Source organism: Delftia sp. SD018 (assembly GCF_017355445.1).
In the GTDB taxonomy this organism is placed as follows: Bacteria; Pseudomonadota; Gammaproteobacteria; order Burkholderiales; family Burkholderiaceae_C; genus Comamonas; species Comamonas acidovorans.
In genome coordinates, this window is sequence record NZ_JADDRN010000002.1 from 398,366 (window position 1) to 412,229 (window position 13,864).

12 protein-coding genes and 2 pseudogenes are annotated in these 13,864 nt (G+C 59.7%); 6 read left to right on the forward strand and 8 right to left on the reverse strand.

Going from position 1 to position 13,864, the window contains the following annotated elements:
* The first annotated feature begins 95 nt into the window (after positions 1–95).
* The 4 genes from INR38_RS04835 to aldA are packed head-to-tail and all read left to right on the forward strand — an operon-like array spanning position 96 to position 4,879.
* The gene (locus tag INR38_RS04835; protein WP_013800166.1) at positions 96–1,391 is read left to right on the forward strand and encodes an MFS transporter; all 1,296 of its coding nucleotides are present in this window, start codon (positions 96–98) and stop codon (positions 1,389–1,391) included.
* A 29-nt stretch (positions 1,392–1,420) separates the two neighbouring features.
* Positions 1,421–2,608, forward strand: coding sequence for an L-rhamnonate dehydratase (rhmD, locus tag INR38_RS04840; RefSeq protein WP_016452099.1), 1,188 nt, complete (start codon positions 1,421–1,423; stop codon positions 2,606–2,608).
* A gap of 11 nt (positions 2,609–2,619) precedes the next feature.
* Complete coding sequence (locus INR38_RS04845; RefSeq protein WP_207442876.1) at positions 2,620–3,429, forward strand: HpcH/HpaI aldolase/citrate lyase family protein; 810 nt, start codon at positions 2,620–2,622, stop codon at positions 3,427–3,429.
* A 16-nt stretch (positions 3,430–3,445) separates the two neighbouring features.
* Positions 3,446–4,879, forward strand: coding sequence for an aldehyde dehydrogenase (gene aldA / locus INR38_RS04850; protein WP_207442875.1), 1,434 nt, complete (start codon positions 3,446–3,448; stop codon positions 4,877–4,879).
* 21 nt (positions 4,880–4,900) lie between these two features.
* On the opposite strand, the gene INR38_RS04855 is transcribed toward aldA, so the two are convergent.
* On the reverse strand, positions 4,901–5,416 hold the full coding sequence (locus INR38_RS04855; RefSeq protein ID WP_207442874.1) for a MarR family transcriptional regulator: 516 nt from the start codon (positions 5,414–5,416) through the stop codon (positions 4,901–4,903).
* Between the two features lie 102 nt (positions 5,417–5,518).
* On the opposite strand from INR38_RS04855, the gene INR38_RS04860 reads away from it, so the two are divergent.
* Together INR38_RS04860 and INR38_RS04865 are read left to right on the forward strand one after the other, a co-directional pair.
* Complete coding sequence (locus INR38_RS04860; protein WP_013800171.1) at positions 5,519–6,496, forward strand: tripartite tricarboxylate transporter substrate binding protein; 978 nt, start codon at positions 5,519–5,521, stop codon at positions 6,494–6,496.
* Positions 6,497–6,581: 85 nt separating this feature from the next.
* Entirely contained in the window at positions 6,582–7,910 is a 1,329-nt protein-coding gene (locus tag INR38_RS04865; RefSeq protein ID WP_207442873.1) for a sulfatase-like hydrolase/transferase, read from the forward strand.
* Positions 7,911–7,978: 68 nt separating this feature from the next.
* Here the strand turns inward: INR38_RS04865 and INR38_RS04870 are convergent, their stop codons facing one another.
* The 7 genes and pseudogenes from INR38_RS04870 to INR38_RS28665 form a co-directional block, all read right to left on the reverse strand.
* Positions 7,979–8,842 carry a DUF4034 domain-containing protein gene (locus tag INR38_RS04870; protein ID WP_207442872.1) on the reverse strand — a complete coding sequence of 288 codons (864 nt, stop codon included), beginning with the start codon at positions 8,840–8,842 and terminating at the stop codon, positions 7,979–7,981.
* 864 nt (positions 8,843–9,706) lie between these two features.
* Entirely contained in the window at positions 9,707–10,060 is a 354-nt protein-coding gene (locus INR38_RS04875) for an Imm58 family immunity protein (RefSeq protein ID WP_197945186.1), read from the reverse strand.
* Positions 10,061–10,285: 225 nt separating this feature from the next.
* Positions 10,286–10,517 (reverse strand): annotated as a pseudogene (locus tag INR38_RS04880) (RHS repeat-associated core domain-containing protein); the annotation flags it as partial.
* 127 nt (positions 10,518–10,644) lie between these two features.
* Positions 10,645–10,998: a hypothetical protein gene (locus INR38_RS04885; RefSeq protein ID WP_207442871.1), complete on the reverse strand. Its 354-nt coding sequence runs from the start codon at positions 10,996–10,998 to the stop codon at positions 10,645–10,647.
* A 411-nt stretch (positions 10,999–11,409) separates the two neighbouring features.
* Positions 11,410–11,806 (reverse strand): annotated as a pseudogene (locus tag INR38_RS04890) (RHS repeat-associated core domain-containing protein); the annotation flags it as partial.
* A gap of 363 nt (positions 11,807–12,169) precedes the next feature.
* A complete protein-coding gene (locus INR38_RS04895) occupies positions 12,170–12,748 on the reverse strand; it encodes a hypothetical protein (protein WP_207442870.1) in 579 nt (192 codons plus the stop codon).
* A partial coding sequence (locus INR38_RS28665; RefSeq protein ID WP_242698955.1) for an RHS repeat-associated core domain-containing protein occupies positions 12,745–13,864 on the reverse strand: 1,120 nt, incomplete at its 5' end. The genes INR38_RS04895 and INR38_RS28665, both read right to left, overlap by 4 nt.

The window sequence follows — 13,864 nt, forward strand, 5'->3', positions numbered from 1 at the left end:
CCAACGCCGCGGCCGCGCTCGCACCTTCACAAAGCACGCCTTCAGCGCTCCGGACGACCGGGCGTGGTGGCCTCTCATTGCCTGCAAGGAAAGTCATGAAAAAACTCCCCGCTCCCCTGCTCGCCAGGATCTCCTGGCGCCTGCTGCCCTTTCTTCTGCTCATGTACATCATGGCCTTCCTGGACCGGGCCAACGTGGGCTTTGCCAAGGTGGCCTTCCAGGCCGATACCGGCATCAGCGATGCGGCCTTCGCCTTTGGCGCGGGCGTGTTCTTCGCAGGCTATGCGCTGCTGGAAGTGCCCAGCAACCTGATCATGCACCGCGTGGGCGCACGCATGTGGATGTGCCGGATCATGGTCACCTGGGGCCTGGTGTCGGCGGCCATGATGTTCGCCCACGACCAGACCACGTTCTACGTGCTGCGCTTTTTGCTGGGCGTGGCCGAGGCGGGGTTCTTCCCCGGCGTCATCCTGTACCTGACCTACTGGTTCCCGGCAGCGCACCGCGCGCAGGCCATGGGCTTTTTCTACTTCGGCGCGCCGCTGGCCTTCATCTTCGGCAGCCCGCTGTCGGGCCTGCTGCTGGAGCTGGACGGCATGGGCGGCTGGCACGGCTGGCAGTGGCTGTTCGCGGTGGAGGGGCTGATGGCCGTGGCCGTGGGCATCTGGGCATATTTCCACCTGGACAACCGCCCCGCCGACGCCACCTGGCTCAGCCGCGAGGACAAGGCGCTGCTGCAGGACATTCTCGACAGCGAAGAGCGCGCCAAGGGCAGCCACGGCCACAGCCTGCTGGCCGCGCTGTGCCAGCCGCGCGTGCTCTACCTGGCGCTGATCTACCTGCTGATCCAGGCCAGCGTCTATGGCGTGGTGTTCTACCTGCCCAGCCAGGTGGCGGGCCTGCTGGGCACCAAGGTGGGCCTGCTGGTGGGCGTGGTCTCGGCCATTCCCTGGCTGTGCGCGCTGCTGGCCGCCTGGTGGATTCCGGGCCATGCCGAGCGAACAGGCCAGCCGCGCGGCATCGCCAGCCTGACGCTGGTGATGGCTGCCGTGGGCATGGCTGCATCGGTGAGTTTCTCCAGCCCCTTGCTGGGTGTGGCCGCGCTGTGCCTGGCGGCGGCCGGCTTCATCGCCGTGCAGCCCGTGTTCTGGACCTTTCCCGCCAACACGCTGGCCGGCGCTGCGGCCGCTGGCGGCATCGCCTTCATCAACTCCCTCGGCGCCGTGGGCGGCTTCATCGCCCCCATCGTCAAGAACTGGGCCGAGGGCTTCTTCCACTCCCCGGCGGCCGGCCTGTACCTGCTGGCCGGCACCACGCTGCTGGCTGCGGCCCTGGTGCTGGGCGTGCGCGCACGCCTGGCGCCGGCCCTGGCCGCACCGTCCGCCGCCTGAACCACTTGCACACGGAGCAGAACCATCCCATGACACAGATCCCCACCATCAAGCAGGTGCGCGCCTTCACGCTCAAGGGCGGCGGCGCCGACTACCACGACCAGTCCGACGGCCACTGGATCGACGACCACATCGCCACGCCCATGGCCAAGTACCCCGAGTACCGGCAAAGCCGCCGCAGCTTCGGCATCAACGTGCTGGGCACGCTGGTGGTGGAGATCGAGGACAGCGCCGGACGCGTGGGCTTTGCCGTGACCACGGGCGGCGAGCCTGCGGCCTACATCGTCGAGAAGCACCTGGCGCGTTTCCTCGAAGGCGCCCGGGTCACCGACATCGAGCGCATCTGGGACCAGATGTACCTGTCCACGCTGTACTACGGCCGCAAGGGCATCGTCATCAACACCATCTCCGGCGTGGACCTGGCGCTGTGGGACCTGCTGGGCAAGGTGCGCGGCGAGCCCGTGCACCAGCTGCTGGGCGGCGCCGTGCGCGACGAGCTGCAGTTCTACGCCACAGGCGCGCGGCCCGACCTGGCGCAGAAGATGGGCTTCATCGGCGGCAAGATGCCGCTGCACCACGGCCCGGCCGAAGGGGAGGAGGGCCTGCGCCGCAACCTGCAGGAGCTGGCCACCATGCGCGAGCGCGTGGGCCCGGACTTCTGGCTCATGCTGGACTGCTGGATGAGCCTGGACGTGAACTACGCCACGCGCCTGGCCCAGGGTGCGCAGGCCCATGGCCTCAAGTGGATCGAGGAGGCCCTGCCGCCCGACGACTACTGGGGCTACGCGGCCCTGCGCAAGAACGTGCCCACCGGCATGCTGGTGACCACGGGCGAGCACGAGGCCACGCGCTGGGGCTTTCGCCAGCTGCTGGAGATGGGCTGCTGCGACATCATCCAGCCCGACGTGGGCTGGTGCGGCGGCATCACCGAGCTGCTCAAGATCTCGGCCCTGGCCGATGCCCACCAGGCCCTGGTCATCCCGCATGGCTCCAGCGTCTACAGCTACCACTTCGTGGCCACGCGCCACAACAGCCCGTTTGCCGAGTTCCTGATGATGGCCCCCAAGGCCGACGAGGTCGTGCCCATGTTCCATCCGCAACTGCTGGGCGAGCCCGTGCCCGTCAACGGCCGCATGCGCCTGTCAGCGCTGGACAGGCCTGGCTTCGGCGTGGAGCTCAATCCCGAGTGCGCGCTGCACCGCCCGTACACGCACTGAAGGAGCCCGCCATGCAACTGCCTGCCAACCCTTTCAAGGCCGCGCTGCGGCGCGCCGAGCCGCTGTACGGCATCTGGGCCGGCCTTGCCACGCCCTATGCGGCCGAGATCATCGCCACCACGGGCTACGACTGGATGCTGGTCGACGGCGAGCATGCCCCCAACACCGTGCCCACACTGCTGGGCCAGCTGCAGGCCGTGGCGCCCTACGGCACGCACCCGGTGGTGCGTGCCGTGCAGGGCGACACCGTGCTCATCAAGCAACTGCTGGACGTGGGCGTGCAGACGCTGATGGTGCCCATGGTGGAGACGGCCGAACAGGCGCGCGAACTGGTGCGCGCCATGCGCTACCCGCCCCACGGCGTGCGCGGCGTGGGCGGCGGCCTGACGCGGGCCACGCGCTGGGATGCCGTGCCCGACTACATCCGCACGGCGCATGAACAGCTGTGCCTGATCGTGCAGATCGAATCGCCCCGGGGCGTGGCCAACGCCGCCGAGATTGCGGCCGTCGATGGCGTGGACGCCGTCTTCATCGGCCCCGCCGACCTGTCCACGGGCATGGGCCATGCGGGCGACGCCAGCCAGGGCGAGGTGCAGGAGGCCATACGCCGCACCGTCCAGGCCACGCTGGCTGCCGGCAAGGCCTGCGGCATCCTCGCGCCGCGCGAGGAAGATGCGCGCCGCTATGCGGACTGGGGCTGCCGCTTCATCGCCGTGGGCATTGACATCAGCCTGCTGCGCCAGGCTGCGCTGGCCAATCTGGGGCGCTATCGCGCCACGCAAGCCACGGACCAGGCGGCCCCTGCATCCCGCACCTACTGAACCCAAGGAGAACTCCATGGCATCCCCTACCGTGCTGCGCAATTTCATCGCCGGCAGCTTCACCGACAGCGCCGAACTGCATGAGGTGACCAACCCCGCCACGGGCGCGGTGCTGGCGCGCTCGCCCCTGTCCAGCCAGGCCGATGTGGACCGCGCCATCGCCGCCGCGCGCGGCGCCCACAGGGCCTGGGCGCGCCGCCCGGCCGTGGAGCGCGCGCAGTACCTGCGCCGCGTGGCGGCCCGCATCCGCGACAACGCCGCGCGCATTGCGCGCACCATCACCGAGGAGCAGGGCAAGACCCTGGGCCTGGCCGAGGTCGAGGTGAACTTCACCGCCGACTATCTGGACTACATGGCCGAATGGGCGCGCCGCATCGAGGGCGAGGTCATCACCAGCGACCGGGCCAACGAGCAGATCTTTTTGCTGCGCAAGCCGCTGGGCGTGGTCGCGGGCATCCTGCCCTGGAACTTTCCCTTCTTCCTGATCGCCCGCAAGATGGCGCCGGCCCTGCTCACGGGCAACACCATCGTCATCAAGCCCAGCGAGGAAACACCCATCAACTGCCATGCCTTCACCGAGCTGCTGGCCCAGTGCGAGCTGCCGGCCGGCGTATTCAACGTGGTCTATGGCCAGGGCGGCACGGGCGCTGTGCTGGCCGGGCATGCGGGCGTGGACATGGTCAGCTTCACGGGAAGCGTGGCCACGGGCGAGCGCATCGCCGCTGCCGCCGCGCCCCACATCACCAAGCTCAACCTGGAGCTGGGCGGCAAGGCCCCGGCCATCGTGCTGGCCGATGCCGACCTGGACCTGGCCGTGCGCGCCATCCGCGACTCGCGCATCATCAACACCGGCCAGGTCTGCAACTGCGCCGAACGCGTCTACGTGCAGCGCCAGGTGGCCGACGAGTTCACGGCCCGCATCGCCCAGGCCATGGCCGCCACGCGCTACGGCGACCCGATTGCGCGGCCCGACGTGGAAATGGGCCCGCTGATCAACCAAAAGGGCCTGGACAGCGTACAGGCCAAGGTGCGCCAGGCCATCGCCGACGGCGCGCAACTGGTCACGGGCGGGCAGGCCGCAGACCTGGGCGCGGGCTTTCACTTCCAGCCCACGGTGCTGGCCGGCTGCCATGCCGGCATGGAGATCATGCGCAAGGAAATCTTCGGCCCCGTGCTGCCCATCCAGGTGGTGGAGGACCTGGACGAGGCCATCGCCCTGGCCAATGATTGCGAGTACGGCCTGACCTCGTCGCTGTACACGCGCGACCTGTCCAAGGCCATGCAGGCCATGCGCGAGATCGACTTCGGCGAGACCTACATCAACCGCGAGAACTTCGAGGCCATGCAGGGCTTCCATGCGGGCGTGCGCAAGTCCGGCGTGGGCGGGGCTGATGGCAAGCACGGCCTGTACGAGTACACGCACACGCATGTGGTGTATCTGCAGGGGTGATTGACCTCCTGGGCCTTGGCGTCAGGGCGCTGCCGGTTTCTTGCGGTTGCGCGGCGCCTTGGGCGGCGGGCTGCTGGCCTCCAGCTCCCGCGCCCGCGTGCGGATGCGGGCAAAGGCGCTGGCCATGGCCTGCAGCTCGGGCTCGGGCACGGCGTCCATGAGCTCGCGGTTGATGGCCTGCACCTGCGGGAACAGCTCGGCATGCAGGGCGCGGCCCGTGTCGCTCAGGCGCAGCAGCGCGCGGCGCGCATCGCCCAACTGGCTCTCTTTCCACAACAGCCCCTTGGCCAGCAGCGCCGTGACCGCGCGCGAGGTGCGCGTGCGGTCCAGCTGCGCCTGCTCGGCCAGCTGCGAGGGCTGCAGCTGCCCGGCCTCGGCCAGCAGGCAGACCATGCGCCACTCGCGCCGCGTGATGCCGTAGCGGCCCTCGCACAGGCGCACCACGCGGCTGCCTGCCGCCGCCTGCAGCCGCGCCAGGTGGTAGAGGAACATGTCGTCGAGCACGGCGGGGTGGCGCCAGCGGTGGAGGTCGGTCATGGGCTCGCGGGCCGGTTTCGGGTTTACGCTAGGGATGATGGATTAGATGCATTGTCGGCGGCCTGCGTACATTGGCCGCAAGACAACGACAAGGAGACAAGTATGCCCAGCCCCCTCGCAGCCCTGGCGCGTGCCGCCGTGGCCCTGACCGCCGCCGTGCTGTGCGCGGCGCCCGCCCTGGCCCAGGAATGGCCCAAGGCCAGGCCCATCCGCATCGTCGTACCCAACCCGCCGGCCGGTCCGTCCGACATCTCGCTGCGCCCCGTGGCCGCCGCCATGCAGGCCGCGCTGGGCCAGGCCGTGGTCGTGGACAACAAGCCCGGCGCCAATGGCAACATCGGCGCGGCCGAGGTCGCACGCTCCGCGCCCGATGGCTACACCTGGCTGTGGGCCATGGACCCCGTGCTTACCGTCAACCCCCATGTCTACAAGAACATGGGCTACAAGGCCGACGCGCTGGAAACCCTGGTCGTGGCTGCGCGCTTCTCGCAGACCCTGGTCTGCGGCCCGGGCACGGGCTTCAAGTCCGTCAAGGACATGGTGGCCGCCAGCAAGACGCGCGAGCTGACCTATGCCTCGGGCGGCGCGGGCTCGCCGGGCCACCTGGTCATGGAATCGCTGCTGGCCACCTCGGGCGCCAAGATGGTCCACGTACCCTACAAGGGACCGGCGCCGGCCATGCAGGACCTGCTGGGCGGCCAGGTGGACTGCGGCTTCCTGGCCGGCCCCACGGTCTTCCCCCAGGTCCAGAGCGGCAAGCTGATCGCCCTGGCCACCTCGGGCAAGACGCGCTCGGCGCTGGCGCCCGAGCTGCCGACCATTGCCGAGTCGGGCTTCCCCGAGTTCGACGGCACCTTCTGGATCCTGCTGGCCGCGCCCAAGGGCGTGCCGCCCGCCGTGCAAAAGCGCTTTGTCGACGCCATGAACGAGGCCATCCGCGCACCCGAGCAAAAGGAACGCGCCAAGGCCCTGGACATCGAGATGGTCGGCTCCACCGTGGCCGAGGCCCAGGCGCGCGCCAAGGGCCAGTCCGCGCAGTGGGCCGCCCTGGTCAAGCGCATCCACCTGACCAACGACTGAAGCCGCCACTAGGGCCTGTGGTCCTGAGGCACCGCCGTTTTGGCGATACTCCCTTTCCCAACGCATCCACTGTCTCCTGGCTCCCATGGCAACCCAGCGCCCCAATCTGATCTTCATCCTGGCCGATGACCTCGGCTATGCCGACCTCGGCTGCACGGGCGCGCGCGACGCGCACAGCCGCGCCACCGATGTCTCGCCCCGCCTGGACGCCATGGCCGCGCAGGGCATGCGCTTCACGCGTGGCTATTCCAACTCGGCCGTGTGCTCGCCCACGCGCTTTGCGCTGGCCACGGGCCGCTGGCAGTACCGCCTGCGCGGCGCGGCCGAGGAGCCGATCGCCAGCGTCCACGGCGACAAGGTGCTGGGCCTGCCGCCCGACCATCCCACCGTGGCCTCGCTGCTGCGCGACGCCGGCTACGCCACCGCCCTGGTCGGCAAATGGCACTTGGGCTACCCGCCGCATTTCGGCCCGCGCATGTCGGGCTACGAGGAGTTCTACGGCTTTCACGCAGGCGGCGCCGACTACTTCGCCCACTGCGACCCGCGCGGCCGCCCCGACTTCTGGATCAACGAGGAGCCGCACGAGGAAGAGGGCTACCTCACCGACCTGCTGAGCCGCCGCGCCGTGGACTTCGTCGAGCGCCAGACCGCCGACAAGCCCTTCTACCTGTCCCTGCACTACAGCGCCCCGCACTGGCCCTGGCTCACGCGCGACGACCTGGAGGAGTCGCGGCGCATCGGCGGCTTCGGCAAGCACACCGACGGCGGCACCATCGAGACCTACCAGCGCATGATCCACCACATGGACGAAGGCATTGGCTGGGTGCTGGACGCGCTCGAGAAAAAGGGCATGGCCGAGAACACGCTCATCGTCTTCACCAGCGACAACGGCGGCGAACGCTTCTCCAACAACTGGCCCTTCATCGGCCAGAAGATGGACCTGCTCGAAGGCGGCATCCGCGTGCCCCTGGTGGCGCGCTGGCCCGAACGCATGCCGGCGGGCATCGTCAGCGATACGCCCAATCTCACCATGGACTGGTCGGCCACCTTCCTGGCCGCCGCCGGCGTGCACGGCCACGCCGACTACCCGCTGGACGGCATCAGCCTGCTGCCCCTCATGGACGATGGCGCCTGGAACCCCGAGCGCGACCTGTGCTGGCGCATGAAGCACCGCGCCCAGCGCGCCCTGGTGCGCGGCGACTGGAAATACCTGCAGATCGAAGGCGTGGAATACCTCTTCAACGTGGCCCAGGACCCGCGCGAACGCGCCAACCTGCGCGACCGCGAGCCCCAGCGCCTGGCCGAGCTGCGCGCAGCCTGGCAGCAATGGGATGCTTCACTGCCGCCCATTCCGGAAGAAGCCAAGGTGTCGCTGGTGTTCAGTCGGCAGGATCTGCCTTCGGCGACGTTTTGAGGGTGTGTGTGCCCGCAGGCTGTGGGCGATAAAACAAGGCAGGCCTTTGGGCCTGCCTTGTTTCCTGATTACTGGTACGTCCTGACCATGCCCGCCCGTGCGGCCTCCGAGTTGTCGCACATGTCCTTGGCCTGTTTGTAGAGGGCCTGGGCCTTGCTCTTGTCCTTATCGACGACTTCGTAATGGCTGGCCTTGGCAAGCACCAGGTTGTATTGGAGATAGCTGGCGCTGGCCGATGGCAGCGACTTCACGGCCTGTGACACCATCTGGTCCAGGCCCTCCAAGGACCCGCCCCAGCGCGGGCTCAGGTAATTGAGGGCATTGACGCGGGCCGCCAGGTTCTTGGGATCGGCCTGATCGGCCGCCTGTAGCCACTGCGCCGCAGTACGTCCGCCCACCTGGTTTTCCATCGCGGCCAATCCAATCAGCATCGTCTGCGGCAAGGCCGAGCGGGCATCCAGCGCCATGGCCTTTTGCAGATACGGCAGGGCCTTCGCGCTGAGCTGCTTGACACTGTTCCACTGGCTGCCCGTCACACTGGAAGCCGGCGCGTTGCCACGGGCGCCAAATGCCTTGTTGCCGTAATAGAGGCCCGCATTGAGCTGGGCAAAGAACGAATTGGGCTGCTGATCCGCCCACATGCGCATCACGTTCTCTTCCTGCAGGCTCAGTTGCTGCAGTCCCAGCAGATCCCGCATGGTCAACAAGTCCCCGCCCGAGGAAGAAAGATTCTTCTTGTGCTTGCGGGCCAGCTCTTTGTCCAGCGCCTCGAACTTGAACTCGCTGAGCAGTGCGGCCCTCTCGGACTCTTCCAGAGTGGCATTGCCATCGGGAATCAGCGGGCACTGCGCGGCGTAGGTGGCGGTGGCTGCGGAGAGAGACAGGGTTGCGAGCAGGATGCGAATCAGGGTTTGGGTGGGTTTTGCGGTCATGTGTCCCTCTTGGAAATGGTTGTGTTATTTAATGATTTAAAACTAATAAGCCAATATTTATTTCTCCAAACTCCTGTTTAAATCAAAGTGCCGTGAGAAATAGAAGCAGAACAATAAAAAATGGAAGAAGATATGCTGCAAGGAACATTATTGCATCGCCATTCTTCCAGAAGAGCTTGTAGCCATGCTCGTACAAGAATGCGAAGAAAACTGCAGTCTGAAATAAATTCCCAATAAGACTGAACTTGGAATTGTATAAGTTAGAAGATATAAGAAGAAATAGCGTGATGTAAAATAATATTGCAAATACCCTAGTCATTATTCCGTAAACCCAGTGATGGAATTAGATTGATTCATGAATAGATAATCGGAAAGCAATCGCTGAAGCAATGAAGGGTTCAAGAGCTATTTGCAATATTAATTAAATCCCATGGGTTCAATTAATCGCCGCCAAATATGCTTTTGGCGTTTGTTGAAAAATGAATAATCAACCCAAAAATTCCAAGAATAGCTCCAATCAAACCAACAACGGCACCGCCTCGCGGCAACCATAAAAAAGCCAGAACACCACCGACGACAGCCGTTAAAACACTATTATCATAGCTAACATTCCATATTCATTTTTGTATATTTTCATCACAATTGATTCTTCGTGCATGTAGTTGAACATGTGCATGTTTGATATCCGATGGATGTTTCTCCATCAAATCGTCTGTGCCTTTACCGTAGAGTAATGCTTCCATCTGCCCTTTCATCACCAGGCAGACCCTGTAATAACGCTGTCGTTTCCCAAAAGGGCCTCATATGTCGCTCTTCCTAATGCTGCTGCATCAGAAGTCGACCCCAGGGAATTTCATATTATTTTCAATATTCAACTTTTACCAATCGGTCCGAAGAGAAAATAAATCTAACATCACCATACCATATCAAATCATTTTCCATTTTTATTTGAGGATCAATTTCTTTTTTATTTATTGATGCGGTTTTTATCTTATATTTAATCTGCTCCATATCCATTCCTCTCCATTCACGCTCGATGAGCGGAATGACATTATCAATATCTGCGCGCGCTGATTCACACCCTTGATTTGAGTAAGATAATGTTATTGATTTATCGACAACCGAGTATGATAAGTAAATAATCACCAAGATTAGGGCAATTATTAAGATAAATGATTTGTTTATTTTCATGAAATTATTGACCTGCTTTGGCGGCATCTCTTGCCCGTCGTCTTGGGGTAGTTTAGAGCCAATAATTCCTTTTGCATTTGGGTTGTATCTACCGTATTCGAAGTATTGTGTTTTCACTGAAGTGTCATATGTCAACACACCACTATGCCCACCAAGCCATGTGCTTTTTTTACCTTCGGCGTACTCAACCGGATAATCTGGAAAATTAACAACGCACGCTTGCTGTAAGCCTAACGAATCTATCCACCCCGTGGGATTTACAGGGTAGATATAGTGATTATTGCCTCCCATCAACCCAATCGGATCCTGATTGATGTAGCTCCCCACCATCGGCTCGTAATACTGATGCCGGTTGTACTACAGCCCCGTTTCCCTGTCATGGTGCTGCCCCGGCAGCCGGATCGCCTGGTGAATGCCTTGCGGGTTGTACTCCTGCAGCACATTGCCACCAGTAATCCAGCTTTGCGGCCCAGGCCACCTGGCCCCTCTGTTTTTGGGGGCGCTTTATTGGTAGTGGATAGGGATGATCTGCTTGTTATTTGTATTGTGCTTACAGTTAGGATTGCATGCTGCTCGCTAATATAGTATTGAATTTGATGGTATTTTGGTAATTAGTTATCTTCGCAGGTTTCATTTTTAAATTCAGATATTATTCCATCGATTTTTGAAAAAAACCCACCCTCAACCTCTTTTGAACAAGCTTTATCAGATTTGCAATCCATCCAATCTTCTGAAAGACGAGAAACTTCCTTTTTCATTTCGCAAAGTAAAAGATTTTTATTCATAATATGGTTTTTCATATTTGATATACCATGAATTCCATTGGCTGCTCTTATTGCAATATACTGAATATTTAAGAAATTCATATACTCCATAGTGTATTGATTGTTTTTATAGATACCCAGCCAATATCCTGCATAGACTGATATAGCAATGACTGTTGCTTTATATATATATTTTCTCATACAAATATTTTATTGACCAGGCGCTGACAAACCTGGGAGTGGCCCTGACTGCATGACTCTTAGCCTTTGGCTAATGCATTTTTCCCCAACTCTGATTTCGGATGGAGATGGAGGTCTTATCACTCCAACACCTCTAGAGTCCGGCGTAATGATGTCTGAGGGAATTGAAACTTCTTTGGTTTCTTTATTCTCCTGTTTCGTGCAAACAATTGCTTCGTCAGTCCTCTTCTGCATATCATCCTTGCCTGAGAGTTTGTTCATCAATTCTGCAAATGAATCCGTCACATCGGAAACTTTCTGTTTCGTCTGATTCCAGCCTTCAGCAATTTTCCCCGTTGATGTTGGATCTGGCTTTACCGGAGGTTTAGGCTTTTGCCCATAAAAGCCACTTTTACCTCTCCCCATCTTATTTAATCCCAGTGGGTCAATCCAATCCACAGGATTTGTTGGGTAGTTGCTCATATTTGCACCTCCAGTCAACCCAATCGGATCCTGATTGATATAACTCCCCACCACCGGATCGTAATACCGATGCCGGTTGTAATACAGCCCCGTTTCCCTGTCATGGTGCTGCCTCGGCAGCCGGATCACCTGGTGGATGCCCTGCGGGTTGTACTCCTGCAGCACATTGCCCCAGGGGTCCAGCTTGGCGGCCCAGGCCACCTGGCCGGTCTGGTCCGTCAGGGCAATTGGTATGCCCAGATGGTCGCAGTGGTAGTGGAAGATGGTGATGTGGGCGTGCTGTTCTCTTTCCTGTTTTTGCAGTTTGGGCCTGCATGCCGCTGAGCAGGCCTGTGGTGCTGTCGGCGGCCCCATTGGCTCGGTACCTGGAGAGGGCTTTGTGCGTCTGCGATGGAGTTGGGTTACTGTTCCATCCTGACCATACCCACCCGCGCAATTTCGCTGTTTCGGACATATCCTCAGCCTATGGAAGCTCTGTATAAATCAAACCTCCGAAAAGCAGGCTGTTAAAAATCAATGACTTTCAATGTCTACAAAGTAGACATCGTGCTTTGTGCAGAGGTTCCCTAAGTAAATACCCAGCCTAGCCCCAAAGCACAGTCAATTAATTAGAATAAATACCCTACTTGCGTTAATAGCAATAAATACACCGAATTCAAAGATATAGATAATCCGCAACAAACCAATCAATGATCTCCTAGCAAGAATTCTATTGATAATCAATTTCTACTAAGCAGATGTAAGATTGCGATTTATATGGAGTTCTCATGGTCATCCTTGCATGTGTAGGCTTGCTTGAGAAAATAGCATTTCTCCCTTCAATATCCCTGGAATAGAGAATTATTTCATCTTTGTTTAAAAGCATATGAATTTGAACATTTTCCAAATTCCTCGATATTTTCTGCCTACTCTTTTTATCAGGGCTATTTATATAAATCGTTCCACTATTTTTTATTTCTTCCAACAAAACCGATAGCGAATTTTCTTGCCTCCCCTTTGATTCATACTCATTTCTATGCCCGACACCAAATGCATATTTTACAGGAAGAAAATTACCATTCTTTATTAACCCGGGTTCAACTATCCAATAATAGTTGATTTCATTTTTTTCATTACTTCTATCATTAATAATCCATATTTCTTGCTCTTTATCAATGATTTGAAAACTGGCTACAAATTTCTTTGAATCTACGCCAACCAAACATTCTGGCTCTCGATTTTCAATATCTTTGGCGTACGATGAAGAAAAATTCAAACAAATAGCAAATACATAAAATAAATATTTCATCGTCGAGTGCCTCTTGTTCTAGTCCTGATTTTTTGCATCATTTCCAATATATCGTCCGTATCTGCTGTAGGAGCGGTGCCTGGCCCGGTGGGGTCGCTCTTCAGTCGGGATTTATTGCATTTTTCGCCAACTGGCAAAGGCATTGATTTGGGAGTGGAAGGAATACTATCGTGACTTCTTGTGATAGTCTTTCCGGGTTTTTCATCAAAGGGACGACATGTCCCTCCTTCATTATCCGACTCCCACTCAAGGCATTCAATTGTGTAATCGAATGGACTAAACTTCTTCCATACCTTGTCATTAGGATTTATTTGATCGTATACCTTATCTAATGGATAAGGCCCTTTTTCTGGGATTGGAACAGGGTTAATTGGCTTGTCCTTTCCAAAATTTTTGGGGATTGCTCCAGAGAGACCTGTTGGATCAATACCAAGCAGTGGATTTGAGGGATAGGTGAAGAAATTTACCCCACCCATCAACCCAATCGGATCCTGATTCACATAACTCCCCACCACCGGATCGTAGTACCGATGCCGGTTGTAATACAGCCCCGTTTCCCTGTCATGGTGCTGCCCCGGCAGCCGGATCGCTTGGTGGATGCCCTGCGGGCTGTACTCCTGCAGCACATTGCCCCAGGGGTCCAGCTTCGCGGCCCAGGCCACCTGGCCGGTCTGGTCCGTCAGCGCCATGGGCGTGCCCAGGTGGTCGCAGTGGTAGTGGTGGATGGCGATGCGGGCGTGCTGTTCTTTTTCCTGTTCCTGCAACTTGGCCTGCATGCCGCTGAGCATGCGGGCCGTGCCCTCGGCCTGTTCGCCCAGCATGGCTTGGGCGCCGGGCGGCAGGCCGTGCTCCAGGGTGTGGCGCAGGTGGCGGGCGGCGTCTTGCTGCATGTCGCGCGGCATGGCACTGAGCATGGTTTGCATGAGGGCCAGGGCCGGCGTGTGGTTGGGGTCCTCCTGGTCGGGCAGGCCTGCGGTGATGGCCTGCACCAGCAAGTGAGGCTCGTCTTGGGGGTCGCCGCTGGCCGTGGTGCTCAGGCGCACCAGGGGTGTGAAGCTGCCCGGTTCGTAGATGGTGTGCTCTATGTGGCGGGTGTCATCGCCGCCCTGCAGGCGC

Coding starts and splice junctions, on each gene's coding strand:
- INR38_RS04835 (WP_013800166.1), top strand. CDS start 96: ATGAAAAAACTCCCCGCTCCCCTGCTCGCCAGGATCTCCTGGCGCCTG.
- rhmD (WP_016452099.1), top strand. CDS start 1,421: ATGACACAGATCCCCACCATCAAGCAGGTGCGCGCCTTCACGCTCAAG.
- INR38_RS04845 (WP_207442876.1), top strand. CDS start 2,620: ATGCAACTGCCTGCCAACCCTTTCAAGGCCGCGCTGCGGCGCGCCGAG.
- aldA (WP_207442875.1), top strand. CDS start 3,446: ATGGCATCCCCTACCGTGCTGCGCAATTTCATCGCCGGCAGCTTCACC.
- INR38_RS04855 (WP_207442874.1), bottom strand. CDS start 5,416: ATGACCGACCTCCACCGCTGGCGCCACCCCGCCGTGCTCGACGACATG.
- INR38_RS04860 (WP_013800171.1), top strand. CDS start 5,519: ATGCCCAGCCCCCTCGCAGCCCTGGCGCGTGCCGCCGTGGCCCTGACC.
- INR38_RS04865 (WP_207442873.1), top strand. CDS start 6,582: ATGGCAACCCAGCGCCCCAATCTGATCTTCATCCTGGCCGATGACCTC.
- INR38_RS04870 (WP_207442872.1), bottom strand. CDS start 8,842: ATGACCGCAAAACCCACCCAAACCCTGATTCGCATCCTGCTCGCAACC.
- INR38_RS04875 (WP_197945186.1), bottom strand. CDS start 10,060: ATGCCGCCAAAGCAGGTCAATAATTTCATGAAAATAAACAAATCATTT.
- INR38_RS04885 (WP_207442871.1), bottom strand. CDS start 10,998: ATGAGAAAATATATATATAAAGCAACAGTCATTGCTATATCAGTCTAT.
- INR38_RS04895 (WP_207442870.1), bottom strand. CDS start 12,748: ATGAAATATTTATTTTATGTATTTGCTATTTGTTTGAATTTTTCTTCA.